Genomic DNA, 24,202 nt, shown 5'->3' on the forward strand with positions numbered 1-24,202 from the left:
AACATGAACGGTTTATGAGCGGGCGGGACCAGCCAGCGGCGCGTCCCGGTGCCGGCCGCATTCCGGCCAATTTCCGGACTCGATTTCGCCGTTTTCCCATCGCCGCCCGGCTGCCATGACGCATTCGCACGGGCGAAAACCGGATTCCTTGCTGGCCATCGCGCCTGACTCGCGCTAATCGGCGCCATGCTGATATCGAGCTCGGCCATAACCCCCACATTTTGTCCCCGGAAAGCCCGCGCCTGCGGGAGTGAGAGCGCATGACAGATCAACACGAAAAAGCCCTCATCATCGACTTTGGCAGCCAGGTCACCCAGCTGATCGCGCGGCGTTTGCGCGAGAGCGGCGTCTTCTGCGAAGTCCATCCCTATAACCGCGCCAACCAGGCCTTCATCGACGGCTATGATCCCAAGGCGATCATCCTGTCAGGCTCGCCGCACTCGACCCATTGGGACAATTCACCCAAGGCCGATCCGTCCGTCTTCACGCGCGGTATTCCGGTGCTCGGCATCTGCTATGGCGAACAGACCATGTGCGCCCAGCTCGGCGGCAAGGTGGAAGCGTCCGAAGAGCGCGAATTTGGCCGCGCCGATATCAGGATTGTTGCCGACAGCCCGCTGTTTGCCGGGTTTGGCCCCATCGGTCATGAAGAACGCGTCTGGATGAGCCATGGCGACCGCGTCAGCGCCCTGCCGGACGGTTTCAAGGTCATCGCCACCTCGGGCAATGCGCCCTTTGCGGCGATCGCCGACGAGGACCGCAAATTCTACGCGGTGCAATTCCACCCCGAAGTCGTGCATACGCCGCGCGGGGCCGAATTGCTCAAGAACTTCACGCATCAGATCGCCGGTTTCCGTGGCGACTGGTCGATGGCGAGCTTCAAGGATGAAGCCATCGCCAAGATCCGCGCCCAGGTCGGCGACAAGCGGGTATTGTGTGGCCTCTCCGGCGGTGTCGACAGCTCCGTCGCGGCGGTGCTGCTGCACGAGGCGATTGGCGACCAACTGGTCTGTGTCTTCGTCGATACCGGCCTGATGCGGCTGGGCGAGGCCGACGAGGTCGTCGACCTGTTCCGCGAGCATTACAATATCCCGCTCGTTCACGCCCAGGCCGAGGAGCTCTTCCTCGGCGCGCTCAAGGGCGTCGAGGATCCGGAACAGAAACGCAAGATCATTGGCGGCCTCTTCATCGACGTGTTCGACGAGAAGGCGAAGGAGGCCGGCGGCGCCGACTTCCTCGCCCAGGGCACGCTCTATCCCGATGTGATCGAAAGCGTCAGCTTCGATGGCGGCCCCTCGGTCACCATCAAATCCCACCATAATGTCGGCGGTCTGCCGGCGCGCATGAAGATGAAACTGGTCGAGCCCCTGCGGGAACTCTTCAAGGATGAAGTGCGCGCGCTTGGCCGCGAGCTCGGCCTGCCGGAAGCCTTCGTCAAACGCCATCCCTTCCCGGGACCAGGCCTGGGCATTCGCATTCCCGGCGCCGTCTCCAAGGAGAAGGCCGATATCCTGCGCAAGGCCGATGCGATCTATATCGACGAGATCAAGAAGGCCGGCCTCTATGACGTCATCTGGCAGGCCTTCTCCGTGCTGCTGCCGGTCAACACCGTCGGCGTGATGGGCGATGAACGCACCTATGACGCCGTCCTCGCCCTGCGCGCCGTCACCTCGGTCGACGGCATGACGGCGGATTACTACCCGTTCGAGCATGATTTCCTCGGGCGAGTCGCCACCCGCATCATCAATGAATGCCGCGGCATCAATCGCGTCGTCTATGATGTGACCAGCAAGCCGCCGGGGACGATTGAGTGGGAGTAGGGGGCAGGCGCACCCGGCGGCGCTCGGGCTATAGCTTGATTGCTCTGCGCAGATCGTCATGTTCGAAGGCGCTGGCCATGCGGGTGATCTCGGCCGGCCGGGCGCCGACGGCCTTCGCGGTCTGACGCCAGGTCGCGGTCACGCTCGCCACTTCTTTGATGATCGTGCGGGCCCGCGCGAGGGTGAGACTGAAATATTGCGCCGCTGCCTCGAGCAGGTCGAGCGAGCAACTGCCCTCATCGAGGTCGATATTGGTCGTCAGCACGCGCGCCTTGAGGTCGATCGGAACCGGGTTGAGATCGTAGGCGGGCGATAGCGTCCATCCCGCCTTGCCGCGCCACAAAAATCCATGATTGCGCAGGTGATCATCGACATTGGAGATCATTACGTTGAAGGCGACGCGTCGATAGAGGGCATGGGCATCGACCTTTGCCTGCGCGCCGTATTGTCCAAGCGCGTCTACCATTTCCGGATAGCTGCCGTGTTCCCCGTCCCGGGCGCCCATCATCGCCATTGCCGATAGGAAGGGAATTCGGGTCGCGCCGGCGCGATCGAAACGCCGCGACAGCATCACGGCCCTGCCTGCGACTTGAACCAGCTCATGCTGCGGCGTGCTGATGCCGGCCTGGTTGGCGAGCTGAAGGGCGATCTCCTCCCAGGTCTCGATGCTGTACTCGTCGGTTTCCTTAGGAAATTTGGCGATGGAGAGGTGCCCATGCCGGTCGATGACGGATGCTTTCGGCCTTGCGCCGCCGAGCGAGGAGCCGGGTGCGAATATGAGTTCAAAATCCTCGTCTGTTTCCTCATCCCGGAGGATACGCTCGGTGATCTGGAGCAGGCGCTCAAGTGCGATCAGGGCGGGAACCCCGGCGCGGATCGGCGCTTGGAAGGCTGTCTCGCCCGCCCGGCGGAATCTCAATGCACCCAGGCGGGTTTCGTCGGCGACCCCAAGCAGATAATCGCTTTCCATGAGTGTGCGAACCGGGCGTGCTTGGGCCTCCGCCGAACGACGCTCGGCACGCTGCATCAGCCGCCGTCCCCAAGTGTCCGGCGCGGAATCGCCCAGCGAGCCAAAGATGGCTTGGCCGTCGGCTGGAACGAAGCCGCCTCGTGTCAGCGCGAGAGCTGGCTCCAGTGAAAAGCCATCGGCATCGGCCAGCCATGACGGGGCGTATTCGAACACAAGCGTTTCCATGCCCCGGACCCGATTGCTACGGGCCAGGCCGACAGGCCGAGTGCGCCCGTCGAGATCGATATGAACTTCGATGTCAGTCATCGGTTGGCGGCTTGCCTGTCCGTTTGAGATGGATGTGCTTGGGCAGGGCCGCACTGGCCAGTGTCTGTCCAACCTTGTCATTGCCGATGTCGGCGATCTGGCTCAGCCCGTCGAGCAGGCCGAGTGCCTGCAATACGGCGGCGTAGATCCCGATACCGACGCCGGCGTCGCCAGCTTCGATTTTCTGCAATGTCGACCGCGACGTGAAGGCACGTTCCGCGACAACCGCCATCGGCAGGCGTCGGCGGCGGCGGGCGTCATGGATATCCGCGCCGAGTTTGCGCAAGGCGCGCCTGACGGCGGCAGATGGAAGGTGTGGTGTTGGCATTTGTCATCTTCGCGCTACATATTAGCGAAGTTTGTAGCACAAAGACTACACTTGATCTAGTTTGAAAGTGCCGCAGCCTGGCGCACCGCCTGGGTCAGAATTCATGCCCGCCGCGCGAGTCGAAGCGCGTCCCGCTAGAGCCCGCCCGGCTTTTGCGCCAAGGTGATCTCAATCAGGAGGCCCAGCATGACCCAGCGCAAAGCCAGCATCGCCATCGTCGGCGCCGGTGATTTTATCGGTGCCGCCATTGCCCGGCGTTTTGCCGCCGAGGGCTATCATGTCCATGGCGGGCGGCGCGGCGGCGAGAAGCTGGAACCGTTGGCGCGGGAGATCGAGGCTGCGGGCGGGCGTTTCACCGGGCATTCGCTGGATGCGCGGGACGAGCGATCCGTGACGGCCTTCCTCGATGCCGCCGAAGCCTCGGCGCCGCTGGAAGCCGTGATCTTCAATGTCGGCGCCAATGTGCAATTCCCGCTGCTGGACACCACCGAGCGCGTCTTCTCCAAGGTCTGGGACATGGCCTGCAAGGCCGGCTTCCTGACCGGGCGCGAGGCGGCGCGGATCATGTTGCCGCGCGGGGCGGGGTCGATCTTCTTTACGGGTGCCACGGCTTCAATGCGCGGCGGCAAGGGCTATGCGGCCTTCGGGGCGGCCAAAGCCGGGCTGCGCTCGCTGGCGCAATCCATGGCGCGCGAGCTGGGGCCGCAGGGGATTCATGTCGCTCATCTCGTGATCGATGCGGGCGTGGATACCGCCTGGGTGCGCGAGCGCATCGCCCAGGCGCATGGTACTGACGCCGTCGCCGCCCTGCCGCCCGACACGCTGATGGACCCGGCCTCGATTGCCGAGACCTATCTCATGCTGCATCGTCAGCCGCGCGATGCCTGGACGCATGAACTCGACCTTCGGCCCTATGGAGAAAACTGGTGAGTGATCCTTCAAACGACCCCGTCTTCTATTTCGACTTTGCCAGCCCGAATGCCTATTTCGCCCACCGCATCATTCCGGGCATCGAGGCGCGCACGGGCGTCAAGTTTCGCTATGTCCCGGTCCTGCTCGGCGGGATATTCAAGGCGACCGGCAATCAGGCACCGATGATCGCCTTCGCCGATGTCCCGGCCAAGCTGGCCTATGAATACAAGGAAATCGAGCGCTTCATCGCCCGGCACAAGCTCACCCATTTCAATTTCAACCCGCATTTCCCGGTCAATACGCTGAGCGCCATGCGCGGTGCCGTCGCGGCCGAGGCCGAGGGCGTGCTGACGCCCTATGTCGAGGCGATCTTCCATTTCATGTGGGAGAAGCCGCGCAAGCTCGACGATGCCGATGTCTTCCACGCGACGCTGACCGAGGCCGGCCTGCCGGCGGATCGCCTGCTGGAACTGATCCAGACCGCTGATGTGAAGGCCCGGCTGATCGCCAATACCCAATTGGCCGTCGACCAGGGCGTATTCGGCATTCCCAGCTTCATCGTTGATGGCGAGCTCTATTTCGGCAAGGACCGGCTGGAGAGCCTGGAGCCGGTCTTAACCGCGCGGTCAGCATAATCCTGCATCTCGCGCTGGTTTCGCAGACTCAGGCCTCTGGTCTTCGGTGCGCGGCTTGCCTAAACAGGCGCCCAGACACTCCCTACCGGTGGACAGACGCAATGACCGATCACGCGCCCGAACAGGCAACCGACCAGGCGACCGACGACGTGACCGAACGGCTCGATACGCTCGAAGCCCATATCGCGCACCAGGACAAGATGCTGCAGGAGCTCTCCGAGGTCATGAATGACCAGCGCGCCGAGTTCGACCTGATCAAGGCCCGGCTGGCACAATTCCTCGACCGCATCCACGCCGTCGAGGCCCAGGGCCCGGCCCCGGAAAACCGGCCGCCGCCGCACTGGTAGGCTGACGCGCGCCGCGTTATTCCGCCGCCTCGGCGAGAGCCGTCCTCACCTTCGGCAATATCCGACGGCTGATCGGCACATCCATCCCGTTGGTCAGGATCAGCCGACCGACGCCGGAGGCATCGCGCTCCAGGGCGCTGACGAAGCCGGTATTGACGATATGGGAGCGGTGGACGCGCAGGAAAGTCGGCGGCAGGTTCGCCTCGAGGCCGGTCAGTGAGCCGGTATAGAGCGATGTCTGGCCATTCTCGAAATGCACCTCGACATAATCACCGGCCGCCTTGAGCTGGGCGATGCGGTCAGTGGCGATGTAGTCGGTGCGGCCGGCACTCACCAGTTCGATCTGGACCGGGTGATCCTTTTGCCGCGCCTGGCTCAGGGCGATCTCGAGCCGGTCGGCGCGGGTGGCTTCCAAGCGGCGGGCGCGGCGCTCATGCACCAGGGCGATGGCCTGCTGCACGAACAGGAAGAGCAGAAGCGCGGCGATCGCCTGGTAGAAATAGCGGTCGACGAAGGCGTCCGGAAACAGCAGCGCGGTCGCGGTGAGGCCGCCCAGCACGGCGAGATGGGGGCGGGCGCCCGGTTTGCCCTGCCAGGCCCAGAGCGCACAGCCGGCGATGCCGGCCAGGGCCGTGAGCAGGAAGGCATTCAGCGTCTTGGCATCGAAGCCCTGTCCCAGCCATAGCGCTGGCACGAGCAGGGCGGCCAGGCAGAGCACCCGCAGCAGCCGCGCGCCCGGTCCGAGGCCGGAGAAGCGGTGCAGCAGATAGGCGAGCAGGGTGAGGCCGAACAGGGCCGTGAAGCCGACGATCAATACGAGTCGCACATCATGCACCGGATAGGGATAGGCGATCAGGCCGCGACTGGTCTCGGCAAGTAATTGGCAACCGGCGATCAGGGAGAGCACACTGACCAGCGCGGAGCCCTCGCGATCACTGCTGCGGATGGCCATTACGGCGAAGAAGACAAAGCCGAGCACGAAAATGCCCAGCGTAATCAGGCTGGGCGCGTAGGCCGCAGAGATCAGCGCGGTTGGCGGCTGATAGCGGTCGAAGCGGATCATATGGATCGGCCAGCCCAAGTGCAGCAGGCCGTGATGCGCTGACATGTGCAGCACCAGTTCATTGGAACCGGCTCGCAGGGCATCGCGCGGGACGTAGAAGACGGCATCCATCCGGCCGGGCTGTTCCGTCGCCGCGTCCGCGCCCGGTGCACCATTGGCGCCGAGCCGTAGGCCATTGAGCCAGACTTCGCTCGAGGCCTTGCCGAACACGAAGAGCCCGATCGGCCGGTCCTGCGGCCAGAGCGCGCCATCCCAGTCGAAGCCGGTGCGCACCCAGAGCTCGCGCCCCTGCGGGTCGAGATTGCGCAGCGGGATGTCGGCGCAGTCCGGCGCCGTAAAGTCGGCTATGTCACCGGCGGCGGCGGGGCAGATGCGCAGCGGCGCATCATTGAGCATCAGATGTGGTTGCGCCGTGCTGGCTCCGGCCGCGAGGGCCGCCAACACGAGGGCTATCAGGAAGGCGAGGGGCGTGCGTGTCATGGCCTCACTCTAGCGCCTGCGCGCGCGGACGTCCCGCCGTTCAACGGTTCAAAGCGACCATTGCCAGATTGGCGCGTGTCTGCAGCGCCGCGCCGGGCAGGATGGTGTCGGCCGGGGGGCTCGAATTTGCGGAGTGAGACATGAAAACCTGGAAACACCCATTGCTGGCCGCCGCGCTTGGCGCGCTGATCCTGGTTCCGCCAGGCCTGGCCCAGCCGGCCGACGTGCGTAATGCCTATGGCGAGGAGGCGATCGAATTCACGGCGCGGAGCGGCGATAGCGTTGCGGCCTTTCACGGCACCATCACCGTGCCTGAAAATCGCGCCGATCCCGACAGCCGCATGATCGAGGTCAGCTATATTCGTTTCCCGGCGACCGGTGATCATCCTGGCTCGCCGATCATATATCTTTCCGGTGGCCCGGGCGGGTCGGGCAGCGCTACGGCGCGCGGGCCACGCTTTTCGCTGTTCCAGGAAATGCGTCAGCACGGTGATGTCATCGCCTTTGACCAGCGCGGCACCGGCGGCTCGACCGAACTGCCGCGTTGCGTATCCTCTGAATTTGTCTCCGAGATCGAAGCCGTCAGCGATGCCGATTATGCCGCGGCGCAGCTGCGCGCAGTTGGGGCGTGCGGAGTCTTCTGGCGTCAGCAGGGCATCGATGTTCGTGGATACACGACGCGCGAAAGCGTGCAGGACCTGGCGGCCCTGCGCGATCATTTCGGGGCAGAGCAGATGACACTGTGGGGGATTTCCTATGGTAGCCATCTCGCCCTGGCGGCGCTGAAGGATATTCCCGGCCAGATCGACCGCGTCATTCTCGCCAGCGCCGAGGGGCTCGACCAGACGGTGAAGCTGCCGGCCCAGACCGATCTGTATTTCACCCGCCTGCAGGCCGCGATCGACAGCCAGCCCGCAGCCCGGGCGCTCTATCCCGATATTGCGCAACTGATGCGGCGCGTGCATGACCGGCTCGACGCCGCGCCGGTGATGCTGCAATTGCCAACCGAGGACGGCACCACCCTCCCATTCCTGTTGCAGCGCCGTCACCTGCAGGGCTTCACCTCGGGCCTGATCTCGGATCCGCAATATGCCGCGCTTTTGCTGATGCTCTACACCCAGGTCGATGCCGGGCAGTATGAGCTGACGACAATGCTGTTGCAGCGCTTCTGGGATATCGGCGAGCCGATCACGCTGAGCGCGATGCCGACGGCGATGGACCTGGCTTCCGGGATCAGTGATGCGCGTCTGGCCGAATTCGAGCGCCAGCTGCCGGGCAGTCTGGTCGGCGGTTATCTCAATTTTCCGATGCCGCAGATCCGCGGCGCCTGGGACGGCTTCGATCTCGGCGATGAGTACCGCCAGCCGCCGCAGGGCGACACGCCGGTGCTTCTGCTCAGCGGTACGCTCGATGGCCGCACCTATCTCGACAGCCAGGCCGAGGCGATTGCCGGATTGACCGATGTCACCCGCATCATTGTGCGCAATGCGGGGCACAATCTCTACATGACCACGCCCGAGGTGCCTGCGGTGATGCACCGCTTCATGCGCGGCGAGCCCGTCGCCGACGGGGAGATCATAGTCGAGCTGCCGGATCTGACCGCCAATCCACTGGAACAATAGCGCCAATCCGGGTGCCCTGCGTGACCGCAACTGCTAGAGCGGCGGTCACGCAATCGGGGTGCGCGCGAATTTTTTGCACAATCACAGCCCGGCCTGCATCCATTCCGGCGTGCAGCGGCGACCTGTTTGTGAAAGCAAGATCGCTTCGGCATGAGAGGATTGAAAATGGCTGACCTGTTTCAAAGTTACTGGTGGTTGCTCTTCCCGCTGTTCTGGTTCCTCGGGGCCGGCTGGAACAGCATGATGCGTTACAAGCGCACCGAGGCGAAGATCGATCTGATCAAGACCTATGCCGCCGCCGGCAAGGAAGTCCCGGCCGAGCTGATCGCCAGCCTCGATGCGCCCGAGAGCAGCCAGTCGGACTGGTCGGGTGATGAGGGTGGCAGCGAGCGGCGCGGCGGCGGTGGCAAGGCCTTCCTGGTCATCCTGTTTGCCGGACTGGCCGGTGTGTTCGCCTATACCGGCTATGCCGGCTTGCTGGGCGAAACGGGTACCCATTTTTACTTCATCGCCATGATCATGGGCGTGTTGTCGCTCGCCTTCCTGGTGTCCTCGTTGTTCAAGAGTGGCCGCAAGGGCGACTGATGTCGACGCAAAGGACCGATGCCGCCCTGGTGGCGGCGGCACGGTCAGGCTCGGACAATGCGTTTGCGATCCTGGTGGACCGGCATCAACAGGCGGTGCGCAGCTTCCTGCGACGTGTGTGTGGCCATGCGGCCGATGCCGATGACCTGGCCCAGGAGACATTCCTCGCCGCCTGGACCTCGCTGCGCACGCTGGACAAGCCCGAGCGCATCCGCTCCTGGCTGTTCGGCATTGCCTGGCGGCGCGCCCAGGGCATGGCGCGTTCGATGTCGCGGACGCGGTGGCGCGAGACCGACTGGCAGGGCGAGCGGCCGGACAGTGATCAACCCGGTACCGAGCTGAATATCGCCATGCAGCAGGCGCTGGCGCAATTGCCCCCCGACCAGCGTGCGGTCATTGCCCTGTGCCTTGCCGGCGACTGGAGCCATGCCGATGCAGCGCAGGTTTTGGCAATGCCGCTGGGTACGGTAAAGTCACATGCCCTGCGCGGCCGGGCCCGGCTGGCAGAGATTTTGGGAGTGCGTGATGATGAAAGCTGATCCGCTCAAGGCATTCTTTGAGGCTGATGCCGCACCGGCGGTGGATGCCGGTTTCCGGATGGCTGTGATGGAACGGGTCGCCCGGCGCCGTTTCCAGTTGGAGCTGGCGCGTGCGGCTGTGGCCGGACTGGCGGTGTTTGTGGCGCTGTTGCTGCTGCGCCCGCTGATGCTGTCGCTTCTGCTTCTCCTGTCCGCCTCCTTTCAGCAGGTCCTGCTGGTCCTCGGCGTGGTCGCGCTGGTCGCCTTTATTGCCCACAAGCTCGCGACCGATAGCGTGGCTTTGCCCGGCTGGGCCCGGCGCCTGCTCTGAACCATCCCTGATGGCCGGAGATTTTTCGGCCAGGCGGATATGAATCGCCTATAGTCGGGCGTTGGCAGCCGGGGGATGACATGCTGATTTTGATTGCGGGACTGGTCTTGTTTCTGGGCGTGCATTCGCTGCAGGTGGTGCCGGGCCTGCGGACGGGGCTCAAGGGCGCGCTGGGTGAGGGGCCCTACAAGCTGATCTATACCGCCGCGTCGCTGATCGGTTTTGCCTTGCTGATCTATGGCAAGATCATCGCCCATCCGCCCGTCGCGATCTGGGCGCCGCCGGAATGGACCCGGCATGTCGCCTTCATGATCGTGCCGCTGTCCCTGATCCTGCTCGTCTCCGCCTATGCGCCGGGGCATATCCGCCGCATCGTGCGCCATCCGATGCTGGCCGGGGTGGCGCTCTGGTCCGGCGCGCACCTCCTGGCCAATGGCGAATTGTCGGCGATGCTGTTGTTTGGCGGTTTCTTCATCTGGTCGAGCATCACCTTCATTTCCGCCTGCCTGCGCGAAACCCCTCCGCCTGTGGTCAAGGGCTGGGGCGGGGACCTGACGGCCATCGTGCTGGGTGCCTTGCTCGCCCTGATAATCATCAATGTTCACATGTACTTGTTCGGTGTCGCCATTATCGGCTGAGGCCTTTGCATCCAATTGCCTGCCGCCGTGCATCTGATGGGTAAGAGGCGGCGTGGTGCCGCTCGTTAATGGAGGTTGAAATGGGTGTTGAAATCATGGTCCCGCTGGGCCTGTTCGCGATGGTCGTGGCCATCGTGTTCATCTCGATCAATGGCGGAACCCAGAAGCGCAAGGCTGCGCTGAGCACGGTCGAAGAGGCCATTCGTGCCGGTCAACAGGTGACGCCGGAACTGGTCCGGGCGCTGGGCATGCCGCGCAAGGACGGCAATGGCGATCTCAAGTCCGGGGCAATCCTTCTGGCCGTCGCCATCGCCTTCGTTGTGATGGGTTGGACGATCTCGGGCGTTGACGAGGATGCACAGGAAGCCTTCACGGTGATGAGCGGCATCGCGGCCTTCCCGGGCTTTATCGGCCTGGTCCTGATCGGCTTCGGTCTGTTCGGTTCCAAAAAAGACAATCTCTAGGAACTGGTGCGATGAAGGCGTCGGACGAAGAACTCACGGCTCTGGTGATGGCGACGAAGAACGCCGCCGCCTTCGGAGAGCTGGTCCGGCGCCACCAGGGCGTGGTGCGCGGCATGCTGCATCGCATGTGCCGCAATCACGCCCTCGCCGATGATCTCGCCCAGGATACATTCATCCGGGCCTTCGAGAAGATCGGCAGTTATCTGGGGACCGGGTCGATCAAGTCCTGGTTCTGTTCGATCGCCTATACCGAGTTCCTCAAATCGGCGCGCAAGCGCAAGTCGACCGACCGCGCCATGGAAAGATTTGGCAGCGGGATGGAAGACACGGAGGCGCCGCGCGATATGGGCAATGTGGTTGATCTTGATCGCGCGCTCGCCACATTGAAAGAAGAAGAGCGTGTGGCGGTGGTGATGTGTTATTCCTGCGGCATGTCGCATTCGGAAGCCGCCGAGGCGACCGGCATGCCGCTGGGGACCATCAAGTCGCACGTCAATCGCGGGCGTGCCAAGTTGCAGGCCTTTTTTGCGGACGCGGAGGTAATGGCGTCATGACCATGAACGATGCCTTTGACCAACGGCTCAGGGACGCCTTCGCGGAGGCTGCAGAGCCTTTGAATGAAAAAGCCGAGGCCGATGCCTTTGCCGCCAAGGTCGTGGCGCAGCTGTCGCATCCCGACCGCAAGCGCGCGCTGATGCTGGGCGGCGCCGGCTCGATCGGCTCGGCGATTGCCGGCACCCAGCTGGAAGGCGTGTTCGACCGGGCGCAGATCCCCGCTGACGGGTTGATGGCGAACTTTGCCTTCCTGATGTCACCGGAGACCCTGGCCGCGCTGGCCATGGCGGTGGCGCTGGGGATGGTGGCGCTGATCCTGCCGCGACGGATAGCCTGAACCGCCAGGGCGCCGGACTGCGTACCGGTTCCACGCTTCCCGAATGCGGGAGAGCACGAGACTTTTGCACTGCAGCATCGTGCGCTAGTCTCGCGGCAGTTCCAGCCCCGAGAGGCCGCATCCATGTCCGCCCAGACCCAGACCCGCCGCATCACCGCGGCCGATATTCGCGCGCGAAAGGGGCTTGAGCCCCTGGTTTGCCTCACCGCCTATGATGCGCCGATGGCGCGTCTGCTCGATCCGCATTGCGACCTGCTTCTGGTCGGCGACAGTGTCGGCATGGTTGTGCACGGGCTGGCGAGCACGATCGGCGTCACGCTGGACATGATGATCCTGCACGGCCAGGCCGTGATGCGCGGGGCGAAACGGGCGCTGGTCGCGGTCGACATGCCGTTTGGCAGCTATGAACAATCGCCGCAGCAGGCCTTCGAGAATGCTGCCCGCATCATGTGCGAGACCGGCTGCCAGGCGATCAAGATCGAGAGCGGCACCTATGCCGGCGAGACGATCGAATTCATGGCCCAGCGCTCGATCCCGGTGATCGGCCATGTCGGGCTGCGACCGCAGGCGGCGCTCGCCGAGGGCGGTTTCAGGGCCAAGGGCAAGACCGGTGCCGAGCGGGCTCGCGTCATCGAGGAGGCAGTGATCGCCGAACAGGCTGGCGCCTTCGCGATCGTGATCGAGGGCGTCGATGAGGATCTGGCGCGCGAGATCACGCAGACCGTCAAGGTGCCGACGATTGGAATCGGCGCATCGGGCCATTGTGACGGGCAGATTCTGGTGACCCAGGACATGCTCGGCGTGTTCGACTGGACGCCCAAATTCGTCAAGCGCTATGACAATATGGCCGAGCGCACCGACGCGGCCGTGGCGCGCTATGCCCGCGAAGTGCGCGAGCGCAGCTTTCCCTCCGGCGACGAGGTCTACACGCTGAAGCGTGTTGACGGTTGAGGTCTGTTGCCGCTGAGGCGCGCGGGCGCTAGGGTCGCGCGCATATTATCCTATAAGCACGGAGCCGCTTCGACGTGGTCGATATTTTCGAAGAAGTTGACGAGGAACTTCGCAGAGACAAATACCAGGATCTGGCGCGCCAATACGGGCCGCTGGTGCTGGGTGTCGCCGCTGCGATCATCCTTGGAACCGCCGGCTATCAGGGCTGGCACGCCTGGCAGACCTCAACGCGTGAACAGTCCTCGGATGCCTTCGCTGTCGCGATGAATGCGCTCGATGCCGGGCGTCCGGCACAGGCCGTGTCAGGTCTGGAGACGGTGGTGGAAACCGGCACCAACTCCTATGCGACGCTGGCCTTGATGCAACGCGCGGGTATCGCGCTTGAAGCGGGTGATCATGCTGCCGCCGCCGGTTTTTACGAGCAGGCCGCCGCACGCACCGCCGAACCCCTTATCCGTGACCTGGCCACGCTGAAGGCGGTATGGGCCTTGTGGGACACGCTGAGCTTCAATGATGTCGAGATTCGCCTGACGCCGCTGACCACCGCGACCTCGCCCTACCGGCATCTGGCGCGCGAGGCCATCGCTGTTGCCGCGTTGCGGGCGGGCGATATGGAGCGGGCGCGCCGCGAGTATCAATTCCTGTCGACCAGTTTCGACGCGCCGCAGGGCGTGGCGCGGCGGGCGCTGGAGGGTTTGGCCCTGATCGCCAGCCAGAGCGAGCCCGATCACGCGGAAATGGCGGTGCCGGAACCGGCCGCTGCCACCACCGAAACCGACTCAGAGACTGAACAAGCTAGCGCCGGGGATTCGGGCGATGATTGATGTAAAGCGTTTGCGTATAGCCGCTCTGGCCCTGGTTATGGCGCCGCTCGCGGCCTGTTCCTCGGTCCCCAATCCGATGAATGCCCTGGATTTTCTCTCGGGCGACGATGAGAACGCCGATTCAGCGCCGACCGATGGCCGCGTCTCGATCCTCAGTTTCGAGCAGACGCTGCAAATCAGCACGGATACCGAGCTGGAGGCTGTCACGCTGCCGCAGGCCTATGTCAATTCGGTCTGGCCACAGCCGGGCGGTTATCCGACCCATGCCCTGCAGCACACCCAGGCCAGCGGCAATCTCGACACCGCCTGGCGCCAGTCCATTGGCCAGGGCTCCAATAATAACCGCCGGCTCAATGCCCGGCCGGTCGTCGCCGAAGGCCGGATTTTCGCCGGTGATGCGACGGGACAGATTACCGCGCTTGATGCCGATAGCGGTAATCAGCTCTGGTCGGTCCGTCTGCGCGTCCCGAACCGTTATGACCGTATGTCATTCGGGTCGGGTCTGGCTTATGATTCGGGCCATATCTATGCCCATTCCGGCTTCAATTTCTTCGTCGCGCTCGATGCCGAAACCGGCGAGGAAATCTGGCGTACCGAGACGCTGGTGCCCTTCCATGGTGCGCCGACCGTCGCCGACGGCCGCGTCTTCGTGACCAGCGACGACAATGAAATGCTGGCGCTTGATGCCGAGTCCGGCGCGGTGCTGTGGACCTATCAGGGCATCGTCGAGACGGCGCGCCTGCTGACCGGGCCCAGCCCGGCTGTGCTGGGTGACATCGTTGTCGCCCCGTTTGCATCCGGCGAGCTTGTGGCCCTGCGCGTCCAGAACGGCAATCCGGTCTGGTCGGACAGCCTGACCCGCGGTGCCGGCCTGACGGCCCTGTCGGAGATCAATGACGTCGCCGGTAGCCCGGTCATCATCGACGGCATCGTCTATGCGATGAGCCATTCCGGTACGCTGGTGGCGATCGAGCTGCGCACCGGCGAGCGGGTCTGGAGCCAGCCGGCCGGTGGCCTGCACACGCCCTGGGTTGCGGGCGACTTCCTCTACATCATCTCCAGCGAGGCCGAACTGGTCTGCCTCAACCGCAATACGGGTGTGGTACACTGGATTACCCAGCTCGATCTGTTCGAGAATCCGAACCGGCGCAAGAACCGCATCGCCTGGGCCGGCCCCGTTCTGGCCGGGGGACGGGTCTTCCTCGCCTCCAGCGATGGCGATGGCGTCCTGGTCAATGCCTATGACGGCGAAATCATCCGTCAGTTCTCGCTCGGACAGTCGGTCTTTGTGGCACCCGTGATTGCCAATGAGACCGTTTATGTGGTTACCGATGAGGCGCGCCTGATCGCGCTTCGATAGGCCAAAAAACAAATGACTGATTTTATACCCCGCATCGCCGTCGTCGGACGGCCCAATGTGGGAAAATCGACGCTGTTCAATCGTCTGGCGGGAAAGCCGCTGGCAATTGTCGATGACCGGCCGGGTGTGACCCGCGACCGCCGCGAAGCCGTGGGCCGTCTTGGCGATATGGATCTGCGTCTGATCGACACTGCCGGCTATGACGACGAGAAGAAGGAAGGTCTGGAAGCGGAAATGCGCGCCCAGACCGAGATCGCCATCAAGGACGCCGACATCTGTCTGCTCCTGATCGATGCCCGCGCCGGCATCATGCCGCTCGACCAGACTTTCGCCGAAGTGATGCGCAAGGCCGGCAAGCCGGTGGTGTTGCTGGCCAACAAGGCCGAGGGGCGCGCCGGGCAGGCGGGTCTGCTCGATGCCTACAGCCTGGGCCTGGGTGAACCGGTCGCCATCTCCGCCGCGCATGGCGAGGGGATGAGCGAGCTCTACCAGGCGATTGTCGACGCCGTTGGCGAACAGCCGCGCAAGAGTTCGAAGGCCCGCCCCGATGCGCCGCCGCTGCGCATCGCCGTGATTGGCCGACCCAATGCCGGCAAGTCGACCCTGATCAATTGCCTGATCGGCGAGGAACGCCTGATTACCGGCCCGGAAGCCGGCATCACCCGCGACGCCATCGCGGTTGAATGGTTGTGGGACGGGCGCCGCGTGCGCCTGCACGACACCGCCGGCCTGCGCAAGAAAGGCAAGGTCTCCGACCGGCTCGAGCGGATGAGCGTCGCCGATACATTGCGTGCGATCAAATTCTCCGAAGTCGTGCTGCTCTTGATGGATGCCAGCCATCCGCTGGAAAAGCAGGACCTCCAGCTCGCCGACATGGCGTTCTCGGAAGGCCGCGCCGTCGCAGTGGCGATTTCGAAATTCGATCTCGTGCCTGATCGCGAAGCCTACCTCAAGGAAGTGCGCGAGGAATTTGACCGGCTGCTGCCGCAGATGTCCGGCGCGCCGCTGCTGCCGATCTCGGCCCTGAAGAACAAGGGGCTCGACAAGATCATGCCGACCCTGTCGGTGCTGCACCATAATTGGGACGCCAAGGTGAAAACCCGCGATCTCAATGACTGGCTGCACGAGATGATCGAGCGTCACCCGCCGCCGGCCGTCAATGGCCGCCGCATCAAGCCGCGCTATCTGACCCAGACCAAGTCACGTCCGCCGACCTTCGTGTTGATGTGTTCGCGCGCTGCCGATCTGCCCGATAGCTACAAGCGCTATCTGATCAACGGCTTGCGCACGGCATTTGATCTGCCCGGCGTGCCGATCCGTCTGATCGTCAAGGCCGGCAAGAATCCTTATGTCGACAAGGAAGCCGGCAATGAGCGTGGCGGGACCCCGCAGGGGCCGAAGAAACGCTGATCGCAGGACTATTCATCAAGGCCCGGGTCATGGCCCGGGCTTTTTTGTGCGGCAAGCGGAAGGTCTCAGGCGCGGACGATCTCGCCATGACGCCGGCAATCATCGGCGACCAGCTCATGGATCAATGGCCACAGGCTGACCGGTTCCGGCAGCGTCTTGGCGTCTTCGCCCGGGAAGGCCTTGGCGCGCATCACCGTGCGCACGGCACCGGGATAGACGGCATTGATCCTGAGCGGGTTGTTCTTGTGCTCCTCGGCCCAGGACTGGACCAGGGCGTCGAGCCCGGACTTGCTCGCCGCATAGGGGCCCCAGAAGGCGCGGCGCGAGGCGGCGGCACCCGATGAGATAAACACCGCGCGTCCGCCCGTTTCGGACTTCATCAACAACGCCTCGAAAGCGCGGATCAGGCGGGCCGGGGCCAGCAGATTGACGCCGATGACCTCATTCCAGGTCTTTGCCTTGACCTGGGCGGCCGGGGTGAGCACGCCGAGCTGGCCGGCATTCGACAGCAGAATATCGAGCTTGCCCCACCGCTCCTCGACAATGGCGCCGAGCTGTTCGATGCCATCGCTCGACATCAGATCCAGCGGCACCAGGGTCGAGGATCCGCCGGCGGCGCGGATCAGGTCGTCGACCTCTTCCAGGGCGCCGGTGGTGCGTGCTGTGGCGATCACATGGGCGCCGGCCTTGCCGAGTTCGAGCGCCATGGCGCGGCCAATTCCACGCGAAGCACCGGTCACCAGGGCGACGCGGCCAGTCAGGTCAGCAGGGGTCATGCATCCACCAAGAGGGAGAGTTGGAACTCCTTCGCCGACAGGGCGCGGTCATGATCCATGAGCCGCGTCGGATAATCGCCGGTGAAGTAATGGTCGGAAAGTTGTGGCGCGCGATTGTTGCGCGGGCCGCCGGTGATGGCCTTGTACATGCCGTCGACGGTCAGGAAGGCGAGACTGTCAGCCTCCAACTTGGTCGCCATTTCGTCGACTTCCATGTTCGCGGCGATCAATTCCTTCTGGCCGGCCATGTCGATGCCGTAGAAGTCGGGGAATTTGATCGGCGGGCAGGCGGAGCGGAAATGCACTTCCGTGGCTCCGGCCTCGCGCATCAGCCGCACGATCTTCAGCGAGGTGGTGCCGCGGACAATGGAATCATCGATCAGCAGCACGCGCTTGCCGCGCACGGCAGCGGCGTTGGCGGAGTGCTTGAGCCGGACCGAAAGGTCGCGCCGGTCCTGGTTGGGCTGGATGAAGGTGCGGCCGACGAAATGGCTGCGGATGATGCCAAGCTCGAACGGGATGCCGCTGGCCTCGGAATAGCCGATCGCAGCGGGCACGCCGCTATCGGGAACCGGAATGATGACATCGACATCGACCGGCGATTCGACCGACAGCTGGCGCCCCATTTCCTTGCGCGCCTCATAGACGCTGCGACCGCCGATAATCGAATCGGGACGGGCGAAATAGATGTATTCGAAGGCGCAGGTCCGGGCCGGGCGCGCCGGCGAGAAGCGTTCGCTGCGCATTTCGCCATCGGAGAGGATCACCGCCTCGCCCGGCTCGACATCGCGGACATAGGTTGCGCCAACCATGTCCAGCGCCGTGGTTTCGGAGGCGAAGACGATGGCATCGTCCAGCTTGCCCATCACCAGTGGCCGGATGCCGTAAGGGTCGCGCGCCGCAATCAGGCGGTCATTGACCAGCACCACGAAGGCGAAGGCGCCCTCGATCTGTTTCAACGCGTGCGAGAGGCGATTGGTCAGCTTGGACTTGCGTGACAGCGCCGCGAGGTGGAGCACGACTTCCGAATCGCTGGTCGACTGGAAGATGGAGCCATTGGCCACCAGCTCCTCGCGCAGGACACGGGCATTGGTGATGTGGCCATTGTGCGCCAGGGCGATGCCGCCGCCGCGGACGTCGGAATAGAGCGGCTGCACATTGCGCAGCACCGAGGCGCCCTGGGTCGAATAGCGCACATGGCCGATGGCGACCTTGCCGGGCAGGCGGGCGGGCATGTCAGGCGAGGCAAAGTTTTCGCCGACCAGGCCGAGATAGCGCTCGACATGAAAACGCGACCCGTCATGGGTCGCGATGCCGCAGGCTTCCTGGCCGCGATGCTGTAGCGCGTGCAGGCCCAGAGCGGTGAGAACACCCGCATCCTCGCTGCCATAGACGGCAAAGACGCCGCATTCTTCCTGGGGGCGATCCGTGGCGGGATCATAAGTCAGCGTGGAGGGAAGTGCGTTTCTATCGCTCATCCATCGTCATCCTGGTCATCCGTGGTCGAACCGATCAGCTCATCTAGTCGGTTTCGGTCGCGGCTGCCATAGGAGGCCGCATCATTTCTTATGGTTTCTGCAATTGGATCGTACACGGAATCGGAGCCGGCTTCCGGCAGGCGCCCGGTCGCGGCGAGACGCGAGGTTGCCGGCGCCAGTGTCTGCAGGGCGCGGGCGGTGGCGTTGACCAGCGGATAGATGCGGGACGCCGTTACAGCCGCCGGTGGCTGACCGTTGGACCCAAGCGTCGCGGTCATGAAAATCACGCCCAGCGCCAGCAGGATCAGCCCGCGCACGACGCCGAAGGCGAAGCCGAGCGTGCGGTCGATGACATTGACATCATCACCCTTGGCCAACCCGCTGGAGAGCGAGGAGGTCACGAAGGTGATCGCCAGATAGACCAGCAGGAAAATCACGGCCCCGATGGCCAGCGGCGCCAGCCAGTCCGGGTCGATCAGGTCGCGCGCCGGTTGGAGAAAGGCCGGCAGTGCCCACAGGGTCGCCAGCGAGGCGACGACGAAGGCCGTCACCGACAGCGCCTCGCGCACGAAACCGCGCACCAGCGCCAGCAGGCCGGAGACCAGAAGGATCGTCAGACCTATTCCATCGAATGCACTCAGGGAGCCGTCCATCGGCCTGTTCCTTATTCGCCCGCCATTGCCTGCAGAGTTTGCACCAGTTCGAGCGCTGTGGCCACGCCCAGAACACGCACCGGCGCGGCATCGTCGGCCGAGGCCTTCGGGGCGATCGCCCGTGTAAAGCCAAGCTTGGCCGCTTCCTTGAGGCGCGAATCGCTGCGCCCGACGGGGCGAACATCGCCGGAAAGACTGATTTCTCCGTAAACAACGCCGTCCGAGGGCAAGGCCACATCCAGCGCCGAGGAGACGATGGCGGCCGCGACCGCGAGATCGGCCGCCGGCTCGGCGATCTTGAGACCGCCGGCGACATTGAGGAAGATGTCGCGATTGGAGAAATCGACGCCGCAGCGCGCCTCCAGCACGGCGAGCACCATGGCCAGGCGTCCCGAATCCCAGCCGACCACGGCGCGGCGCGGTGTGCCGAAGGCGGCGGGGGCGACGAGGGCCTGGATCTCGCTCAGCACCGGCCGTGTGCCCTCCATGCCGGCGAAGACGGCCGCGCCGGAGGTCGATTCGCCGCGGCCATCGAGGAAGAGGGCCGAGGGGTTGGCGACCTCGCCCAGTCCGGCATCGCCCATCTCAAACACGCCGATCTCGTCGGTCGGACCGAAACGGTTCTTCACCGCCCGCAGGATGCGGAATTGATGGCTGCGCTCGCCCTCGAAATACAGCACCGCATCGACCATGTGCTCGATCACGCGCGGGCCGGCGATCTGGCCGTCCTTGGTGACATGGCCGACCAGGATGACGATGCAATTGCGCTGTTTGGCAAAGCGCACCAATTCCTGCGAACAGGCGCGCACCTGCGCCACCGTGCCCGGCGCCGCGGCGAGCTGGTCGCTCCACATGGTCTGGATCGAATCGATCACGACGATGTCGGGCTTTTCCGATTTCAGACCGTCGAGCACATTGTTGAGCGAGGTCTCTGCCGCCAGCGAGACCGGCGCATCGGCGAGGCCCAGCCGCCGTGCCCGCAGGCGTACCTGGGCGACAGCCTCTTCGCCGGAAACATAGATCGCGCGGGCCTCGGCGCGCGCCATCAGGGCGACGAGTTGCAGCAAGAGGGTCGATTTGCCGATCCCCGGATCGCCGCCGACCAGGATGGCCGAGCCGCGCACCAGTCCGCCGCCACAAACCCGGTCGAGCTCGGGAATGCCGGACTTCAGGCGCGGCGCTTCCGGCGTGTCGGCGCCGAGATCGACCAGGTCGAGCGTATTGCCCTTGCCGCGGCGCTTGGCACTGGTCGCCTGGGTGCCCAGCGGTGCGGCCGGGGTTTCCTCAACCAGGGTATTCCAGCTGCCGCAGGCATCACAGCGCCCGGCCCATTTGCTCTGGGAGGCACCGCAGCTCTGGCAGACATAGATATTTTCAGCACGGGCCATGGCGATTCGTCTTCTTCAGCTTGCGGCCCAGTTCACACTCTGTTCCGCTGCGCGGCAAGCTCAGTCTGCGGTGTCCGGTGTGTCCCGGTAGACGCGCTGGAAGCGCTGGCCCAGGCGGACGAGGAATTCATAGGTGATGGTGTGCGCCGTCTCTGCCATCGCGCCGACATCCTCGCCGAGAAAGCTGACCCAGTCGCCCGGCTCGACCGGGTCGGTGACATTGCTCAGATCGAGCGTGGTCAGATCCATCGAGATGCGGCCGATGATCGGCACCGCCGTGCCGGCGATACGGCCAAAGCCGCCATCGCCGCAGGCCCGCAGCAGGCCGTCGGCATAGCCGGTGGCGACGGTGGCGATGCGCATCTCGTGGTCAGCGGTGAAAATGGCGCCATAGCCGGCGCAATCGCCGGCCGCGATGGTGCGGACCTGCAGCACTGGCGCCTCGACCCGAACCGCCGCCTCGAACGGATTGGGAAGGTCGTCGGAAGGCGGGCCGCCATACAGCGCCAGCCCGGGGCGCAGAATGTCGAAATGATAGCGCGGGCCGAGCATGGTGCCGCCGGAATTGGCGAAGCTGGCCGGGATGTCGGGGAAGGCCTCGCGGATCCGGGAAAACCGCTCGAGCTGCCGGGCATTGAGCGGATGCGCCGCCTCGTGGGAGCAGGCGAGGTGGCTCAGCATCTGGCGTACATCGAGACCGGCGAGCCAGTCGCGATTGTCGATCAGCGTCTGCGTCGCATTCGGGCCGAGCCCGAGTCGGTTCATGCCGGTGTCGAAATGGATGGCGCAGGGCAGGTCGGGCGCCAGCTCGCGCAGCTGGTGCAATTGGTGCAGGTCATTGATGACGGGAAACAGCTCCGCCTCGCGCAGCGCTGCCAGATCGGTGGGCCAGAAGCCGTTGAAGACGAAAATCTCGGCCGGTCGCCCCGCCAGCGCCTCGCGCGCCTCGCGGCCCTCGGCGGTGTGGGCGACATAGAAGGTGCGGCAGCCGGCATCGGCCAGCACCGGCAGGACCTGCATCGCTCCGAGGCCATAGGCATTGGCCTTGACCACCGCGCCGACCCGCGCGCCCGGTGCCATCGCCTGCAGGCGGGCGTAATTGCGCCGGATCGCGGCCAGGTCGATGATCAGACGCGGCGCCGGCTGGACCATCGGATCAGTCCTGGCCGTCTTCGAAGCGGACATCGAGATCGCTGAACTTCGTGCGCGCGCCGTCGAAGGCCAGTTTGGCGGTGCCGATGGCACCATGGCGCTGCTTGCCGATCACGACTTCGGCGAGCTTTTCGATGACGCGGAATTCTTCCTGCCAGGCGAGATATTCCGGCGTGTCCTCACGCGGCTTCTCGCGTTCCTTGTAGTAAGCCTCGCGATAGACGAACAAGACCACGTCGGCGTCCTGCTCGATCGAGCCGGATTCGCGAAGGTCGGAGAGCTGCGGCTTCTTGTCTTCGCGGCTTTCGACATTCCGCGACAGCTGCGACAGGGCGATGACGGGAACTTCCAGTTCCTTGGCCAGGGCCTTGAGGTTCTGGGTTACTTCCGAGACTTCCTGCACGCGGCTGTCGCCGGGCCGGTTGCGCGAGGAGGTCACCAGCTGCAGGTAATCGACGATGATGAGATCAAGCCCGTGGGTGCGCTTGAGGCGGCGGGCGCGCGCGGCGAGGGCGCCGATCGGCAGACCACCGGTGTCATCGATATAGAGCGGCAGCGACTGGATCTCGAGCACCGCATCGCGGATCTCTTCATACTGGGTCGCGTCGATCGTGCCCTGGCGGATCATATAGCCGGGGATGCCGGTGTAATCGGCGATCAGACGCATGGCGAGCTGTTCGGCCGACATTTCCAGCGAGAAGAAACCGACGACGCCGCCCTTGGTCGTCTTCATCGTGCCGTCGGGCTGTTCCTCGGAGGCGTAATTGCGGGCCACGTCGAAGGCGATATTCGTCGCCAGCGCGGTTTTGCCCATCGAGGGACGACCGGCGAGGATGATCAGGTCGGACGGGTGCATGCCGCCGAGCTTGTCGTCGAGCGCCTTCAGGCCGGAGGAAATCCCCGACAGCCCGCCATCGCGCTCATAAGCGGCGGCAGCGGTCTCGACCGACTCGGTCAGCGCTTGTTTGAAACTGACAAAGCCACGCGAGGTTGAGCCGGCCTCGGCGAGATTGAACAATTGCTGTTCGACCGCCTCGATCAGCTTGCGCGGCTGGGTTTCCGAATCGGTCGTCGCCGTGGCGGAGAGTTCGTCGCCGATGCGGATCAGGTCGCGGCGCAGCGCCAGCTCATAGATCATCCGCGCATATTCGGTGGCGGCGGAATTATTCGCCGCGCTCTCGATCAGCACGGCCAGATAGGTGGTGCCGCCAATCTCGCGCAGACCGTCATCGCGGTCGAAATGGGTTTTCAGCACCACGGCATCGGCAAGGGAACCGCGGCCGATCAGATCGGAGGCGGTCTCGAAAATCCGGCCATGGACGGGATCATAGAAATGCTCCGGCTTCAGCCAGTCGGCGACCCGGTGATAGATCTCGTTGTCGTAGAGCAAGGCACCGAGGAAGGCCTGTTCGGCTTCCAGATTGTGCGGTGCGGTCTCCAGCGTCGTCGGTTCGCCGGTCTCGAAGGTCATCAGCTCAGTGGTCATGGACCTTGGATACCCGCTTGCGGCCAGCGAGACGACCCCTCAAACAGCGAAGGGTGAATCTTTACCACAGCATTTCCGCCGGCCTGTGGACAGGTGTGGACAAGTCTGGTGGCAAACAAAAACGGGCGGGTCCTGCAACCCGCCCGTTTCCGGTATTCAGTCTTGGCTGAAGGCCTAGTCTTCGTCGTCTTCGGGCGCTTCCGAATCGTCCGCACCTTCGGCGCGGCGTTCGGCCAGTTCTTCGCCTTCTTCGCTGGCTTCGAACAGTTCGGCAGCCTGGGCTTCGGCGATGGCGCGATCTTCGTCAGCCTGGGCTGCGATCACATCTTCACCGGAGGCCTGGCGTTCGGCTTCGTCGAGCGAGCGGGCGACATTGATCGTCACCGTCACGGCCACATCGGCGTGCAGACGGATACGGATGTCGTGCAGGCCCAGCGACTTGATCGGCGCGTGCAGATCGATCTGCGAGCGGGCGACCGAAGTGCCGGATTCCGAAACGATCTCGGCAATGTCACGCGAGGAGACAGAACCGTAGAGCTGACCGCTTTCGCCAGCCGAGCGAACCATGACGAAGGTTTCGCCATCGATCACTTCACCGGCGGTCGCCGCTTCAGCAGCCCGTTCGGCATTGCGCGCGATCAGGGCTTCTTTTTCCGCTTCGAAGCGGGCCATATTGCCTTCATTGGCGCGCAGCGCCTTGCCTTGCGGCAGAAGGTAGTTGCGGGCGAATCCCGGGCGGACCGAGACAATATCACCCATGACGCCGAGCTTTTCGACGCGTTCCAGGAGAACCAGTTTCATCGTGCGCTCTCC

General features: G+C 64.4%; 26 protein-coding genes. 16 read left to right on the forward strand and 10 right to left on the reverse strand.

Annotation, left to right across the window (positions count from 1 at the left end; all coding sequences use genetic code 11):
• The first annotated feature begins 260 nt into the window (after positions 1 to 260).
• Complete coding sequence (guaA, locus tag ACN0YL_RS00480; protein WP_417496665.1) at positions 261 to 1,820, forward strand: glutamine-hydrolyzing GMP synthase; 1,560 nt, start codon at positions 261 to 263, stop codon at positions 1,818 to 1,820.
• Positions 1,821 to 1,848: 28 nt separating this feature from the next.
• Here guaA and ACN0YL_RS00485 read toward each other — a convergent pair whose 3' ends face one another.
• Positions 1,849 to 3,096, reverse strand: coding sequence for a type II toxin-antitoxin system HipA family toxin (locus ACN0YL_RS00485; protein ID WP_417496666.1), 1,248 nt, complete (start codon positions 3,094 to 3,096; stop codon positions 1,849 to 1,851).
• Complete coding sequence (locus tag ACN0YL_RS00490) at positions 3,089 to 3,424, reverse strand: helix-turn-helix domain-containing protein (RefSeq protein WP_417496667.1); 336 nt, start codon at positions 3,422 to 3,424, stop codon at positions 3,089 to 3,091. Before ACN0YL_RS00490 ends, ACN0YL_RS00485 begins: the two co-directional genes overlap by 8 nt.
• Positions 3,425 to 3,610: 186 nt before the next feature.
• On the opposite strand from ACN0YL_RS00490, the gene ACN0YL_RS00495 reads away from it, so the two are divergent.
• From ACN0YL_RS00495 to ACN0YL_RS00505, 3 genes are all read left to right on the forward strand, one after another.
• Positions 3,611 to 4,354: an SDR family NAD(P)-dependent oxidoreductase gene (locus ACN0YL_RS00495; protein WP_417491939.1), complete on the forward strand. Its 744-nt coding sequence runs from the start codon at positions 3,611 to 3,613 to the stop codon at positions 4,352 to 4,354.
• Entirely contained in the window at positions 4,351 to 4,971 is a 621-nt protein-coding gene (locus ACN0YL_RS00500) for a 2-hydroxychromene-2-carboxylate isomerase (protein WP_417491940.1), read from the forward strand. The genes ACN0YL_RS00495 and ACN0YL_RS00500 overlap by 4 nt, the downstream gene beginning before the upstream one ends.
• Before the next feature lie 101 nt (positions 4,972 to 5,072).
• Complete coding sequence (locus ACN0YL_RS00505) at positions 5,073 to 5,318, forward strand: SlyX family protein (RefSeq protein ID WP_417496668.1); 246 nt, start codon at positions 5,073 to 5,075, stop codon at positions 5,316 to 5,318.
• A gap of 16 nt (positions 5,319 to 5,334) precedes the next feature.
• On the opposite strand, the gene ACN0YL_RS00510 is transcribed toward ACN0YL_RS00505, so the two are convergent.
• Entirely contained in the window at positions 5,335 to 6,861 is a 1,527-nt protein-coding gene (locus ACN0YL_RS00510; protein ID WP_417496669.1) for a LytTR family DNA-binding domain-containing protein, read from the reverse strand.
• A gap of 140 nt (positions 6,862 to 7,001) precedes the next feature.
• Between ACN0YL_RS00510 and ACN0YL_RS00515 the strand changes: the two genes are divergently transcribed.
• The 12 genes from ACN0YL_RS00515 (at position 7,002) to der (ending at position 16,456) form a co-directional block, all read left to right on the forward strand.
• Positions 7,002 to 8,483 (forward strand): alpha/beta fold hydrolase, encoded by a 1,482-nt coding sequence (locus ACN0YL_RS00515; protein WP_417496670.1) that lies wholly within the window; start codon positions 7,002 to 7,004, stop codon positions 8,481 to 8,483.
• A gap of 165 nt (positions 8,484 to 8,648) precedes the next feature.
• On the forward strand, positions 8,649 to 9,068 hold the full coding sequence (locus tag ACN0YL_RS00520) for a hypothetical protein (protein WP_417496671.1): 420 nt from the start codon (positions 8,649 to 8,651) through the stop codon (positions 9,066 to 9,068).
• On the forward strand, positions 9,068 to 9,607 hold the full coding sequence (locus ACN0YL_RS00525; protein WP_417496672.1) for an RNA polymerase sigma factor: 540 nt from the start codon (positions 9,068 to 9,070) through the stop codon (positions 9,605 to 9,607). Before ACN0YL_RS00520 ends, ACN0YL_RS00525 begins: the two co-directional genes overlap by 1 nt.
• Entirely contained in the window at positions 9,594 to 9,917 is a 324-nt protein-coding gene (locus ACN0YL_RS00530; protein ID WP_417491946.1) for a hypothetical protein, read from the forward strand. Before ACN0YL_RS00525 ends, ACN0YL_RS00530 begins: the two co-directional genes overlap by 14 nt.
• Positions 9,918 to 9,997: 80 nt before the next feature.
• Positions 9,998 to 10,555: an NnrU family protein gene (locus ACN0YL_RS00535; RefSeq protein ID WP_417491947.1), complete on the forward strand. Its 558-nt coding sequence runs from the start codon at positions 9,998 to 10,000 to the stop codon at positions 10,553 to 10,555.
• 80 nt (positions 10,556 to 10,635) lie between these two features.
• Positions 10,636 to 11,019, forward strand: coding sequence for a DUF6249 domain-containing protein (locus ACN0YL_RS00540; RefSeq protein WP_417491948.1), 384 nt, complete (start codon positions 10,636 to 10,638; stop codon positions 11,017 to 11,019).
• An 11-nt stretch (positions 11,020 to 11,030) separates the two neighbouring features.
• Positions 11,031 to 11,573 carry an RNA polymerase sigma factor gene (locus ACN0YL_RS00545; protein WP_417491949.1) on the forward strand — a complete coding sequence of 181 codons (543 nt, stop codon included), beginning with the start codon at positions 11,031 to 11,033 and terminating at the stop codon, positions 11,571 to 11,573.
• A complete protein-coding gene (locus ACN0YL_RS00550; RefSeq protein WP_417491950.1) occupies positions 11,570 to 11,911 on the forward strand; it encodes a hypothetical protein in 342 nt (113 codons plus the stop codon). The genes ACN0YL_RS00545 and ACN0YL_RS00550 overlap by 4 nt, the downstream gene beginning before the upstream one ends.
• A 123-nt stretch (positions 11,912 to 12,034) precedes the next feature.
• Entirely contained in the window at positions 12,035 to 12,862 is an 828-nt protein-coding gene (panB, locus tag ACN0YL_RS00555; protein WP_417496673.1) for a 3-methyl-2-oxobutanoate hydroxymethyltransferase, read from the forward strand.
• A gap of 74 nt (positions 12,863 to 12,936) precedes the next feature.
• A complete protein-coding gene (locus ACN0YL_RS00560; protein WP_417496674.1) occupies positions 12,937 to 13,686 on the forward strand; it encodes a tetratricopeptide repeat protein in 750 nt (249 codons plus the stop codon).
• A 10-nt stretch (positions 13,687 to 13,696) separates the two neighbouring features.
• Positions 13,697 to 15,046, forward strand: a complete 1,350-nt coding sequence (locus ACN0YL_RS00565; protein WP_417496675.1) for a PQQ-binding-like beta-propeller repeat protein — start codon at positions 13,697 to 13,699, stop codon at positions 15,044 to 15,046.
• Between the two features lie 12 nt (positions 15,047 to 15,058).
• Positions 15,059 to 16,456, forward strand: a complete 1,398-nt coding sequence (gene der, locus ACN0YL_RS00570; protein ID WP_417491954.1) for a ribosome biogenesis GTPase Der — start codon at positions 15,059 to 15,061, stop codon at positions 16,454 to 16,456.
• A gap of 65 nt (positions 16,457 to 16,521) precedes the next feature.
• Here der and ACN0YL_RS00575 read toward each other — a convergent pair whose 3' ends face one another.
• The 7 genes from ACN0YL_RS00575 to rplI form a co-directional block, all read right to left on the reverse strand.
• On the reverse strand, positions 16,522 to 17,232 hold the full coding sequence (locus ACN0YL_RS00575; protein WP_417496676.1) for an SDR family NAD(P)-dependent oxidoreductase: 711 nt from the start codon (positions 17,230 to 17,232) through the stop codon (positions 16,522 to 16,524).
• Positions 17,229 to 18,710: an amidophosphoribosyltransferase gene (gene purF, locus ACN0YL_RS00580; protein WP_417491956.1), complete on the reverse strand. Its 1,482-nt coding sequence runs from the start codon at positions 18,708 to 18,710 to the stop codon at positions 17,229 to 17,231. Before purF ends, ACN0YL_RS00575 begins: the two co-directional genes overlap by 4 nt.
• A complete protein-coding gene (locus ACN0YL_RS00585; RefSeq protein WP_417496677.1) occupies positions 18,707 to 19,363 on the reverse strand; it encodes a CvpA family protein in 657 nt (218 codons plus the stop codon). Before ACN0YL_RS00585 ends, purF begins: the two co-directional genes overlap by 4 nt.
• Before the next feature lie 11 nt (positions 19,364 to 19,374).
• On the reverse strand, positions 19,375 to 20,751 hold the full coding sequence (gene radA, locus ACN0YL_RS00590) for a DNA repair protein RadA (protein ID WP_417491958.1): 1,377 nt from the start codon (positions 20,749 to 20,751) through the stop codon (positions 19,375 to 19,377).
• A 60-nt stretch (positions 20,752 to 20,811) separates the two neighbouring features.
• A complete protein-coding gene (gene alr / locus ACN0YL_RS00595; protein WP_417496678.1) occupies positions 20,812 to 21,903 on the reverse strand; it encodes an alanine racemase in 1,092 nt (363 codons plus the stop codon).
• A gap of 4 nt (positions 21,904 to 21,907) precedes the next feature.
• Entirely contained in the window at positions 21,908 to 23,389 is a 1,482-nt protein-coding gene (locus tag ACN0YL_RS00600) for a replicative DNA helicase (RefSeq protein ID WP_417491960.1), read from the reverse strand.
• A 174-nt stretch (positions 23,390 to 23,563) separates the two neighbouring features.
• Positions 23,564 to 24,190 (reverse strand): 50S ribosomal protein L9, encoded by a 627-nt coding sequence (gene rplI, locus ACN0YL_RS00605; RefSeq protein WP_417496679.1) that lies wholly within the window; start codon positions 24,188 to 24,190, stop codon positions 23,564 to 23,566.
• Between the last annotated feature and the right edge of the window lie 12 nt (positions 24,191 to 24,202).

The sequence above is a fragment of the Maricaulis sp. genome, from assembly GCF_048269565.1.
GTDB lineage: Bacteria > Pseudomonadota > Alphaproteobacteria > Caulobacterales > Maricaulaceae > Maricaulis.

Excerpts from the sequence above, each read along its gene's own strand:
- ACN0YL_RS00520 (WP_417496671.1), top strand. The coding sequence starts at position 8,649 with ATGGCTGACCTGTTTCAAAGTTACTGGTGGTTGCTCTTCCCGCTGTTC.
- ACN0YL_RS00515 (WP_417496670.1), top strand. The coding sequence starts at position 7,002 with ATGAAAACCTGGAAACACCCATTGCTGGCCGCCGCGCTTGGCGCGCTG.
- guaA (WP_417496665.1), top strand. The coding sequence starts at position 261 with ATGACAGATCAACACGAAAAAGCCCTCATCATCGACTTTGGCAGCCAG.
- ACN0YL_RS00530 (WP_417491946.1), top strand. The coding sequence starts at position 9,594 with ATGATGAAAGCTGATCCGCTCAAGGCATTCTTTGAGGCTGATGCCGCA.
- panB (WP_417496673.1), top strand. The coding sequence starts at position 12,035 with ATGTCCGCCCAGACCCAGACCCGCCGCATCACCGCGGCCGATATTCGC.
- ACN0YL_RS00490 (WP_417496667.1), bottom strand. The coding sequence starts at position 3,424 with ATGCCAACACCACACCTTCCATCTGCCGCCGTCAGGCGCGCCTTGCGC.
- ACN0YL_RS00600 (WP_417491960.1), bottom strand. The coding sequence starts at position 23,389 with ATGACCACTGAGCTGATGACCTTCGAGACCGGCGAACCGACGACGCTG.
- radA (WP_417491958.1), bottom strand. The coding sequence starts at position 20,751 with ATGGCCCGTGCTGAAAATATCTATGTCTGCCAGAGCTGCGGTGCCTCC.
- purF (WP_417491956.1), bottom strand. The coding sequence starts at position 18,710 with ATGAGCGATAGAAACGCACTTCCCTCCACGCTGACTTATGATCCCGCC.
- ACN0YL_RS00495 (WP_417491939.1), top strand. The coding sequence starts at position 3,611 with ATGACCCAGCGCAAAGCCAGCATCGCCATCGTCGGCGCCGGTGATTTT.
- ACN0YL_RS00585 (WP_417496677.1), bottom strand. The coding sequence starts at position 19,363 with ATGGACGGCTCCCTGAGTGCATTCGATGGAATAGGTCTGACGATCCTT.
- ACN0YL_RS00525 (WP_417496672.1), top strand. The coding sequence starts at position 9,068 with ATGTCGACGCAAAGGACCGATGCCGCCCTGGTGGCGGCGGCACGGTCA.
- ACN0YL_RS00505 (WP_417496668.1), top strand. The coding sequence starts at position 5,073 with ATGACCGATCACGCGCCCGAACAGGCAACCGACCAGGCGACCGACGAC.
- rplI (WP_417496679.1), bottom strand. The coding sequence starts at position 24,190 with ATGAAACTGGTTCTCCTGGAACGCGTCGAAAAGCTCGGCGTCATGGGT.
- ACN0YL_RS00485 (WP_417496666.1), bottom strand. The coding sequence starts at position 3,096 with ATGACTGACATCGAAGTTCATATCGATCTCGACGGGCGCACTCGGCCT.
- ACN0YL_RS00510 (WP_417496669.1), bottom strand. The coding sequence starts at position 6,861 with ATGACACGCACGCCCCTCGCCTTCCTGATAGCCCTCGTGTTGGCGGCC.
- ACN0YL_RS00575 (WP_417496676.1), bottom strand. The coding sequence starts at position 17,232 with ATGACCCCTGCTGACCTGACTGGCCGCGTCGCCCTGGTGACCGGTGCT.
- der (WP_417491954.1), top strand. The coding sequence starts at position 15,059 with ATGACTGATTTTATACCCCGCATCGCCGTCGTCGGACGGCCCAATGTG.
- ACN0YL_RS00550 (WP_417491950.1), top strand. The coding sequence starts at position 11,570 with ATGACCATGAACGATGCCTTTGACCAACGGCTCAGGGACGCCTTCGCG.
- ACN0YL_RS00540 (WP_417491948.1), top strand. The coding sequence starts at position 10,636 with ATGGGTGTTGAAATCATGGTCCCGCTGGGCCTGTTCGCGATGGTCGTG.
- ACN0YL_RS00535 (WP_417491947.1), top strand. The coding sequence starts at position 9,998 with ATGCTGATTTTGATTGCGGGACTGGTCTTGTTTCTGGGCGTGCATTCG.
- alr (WP_417496678.1), bottom strand. The coding sequence starts at position 21,903 with ATGGTCCAGCCGGCGCCGCGTCTGATCATCGACCTGGCCGCGATCCGG.
- ACN0YL_RS00545 (WP_417491949.1), top strand. The coding sequence starts at position 11,031 with ATGAAGGCGTCGGACGAAGAACTCACGGCTCTGGTGATGGCGACGAAG.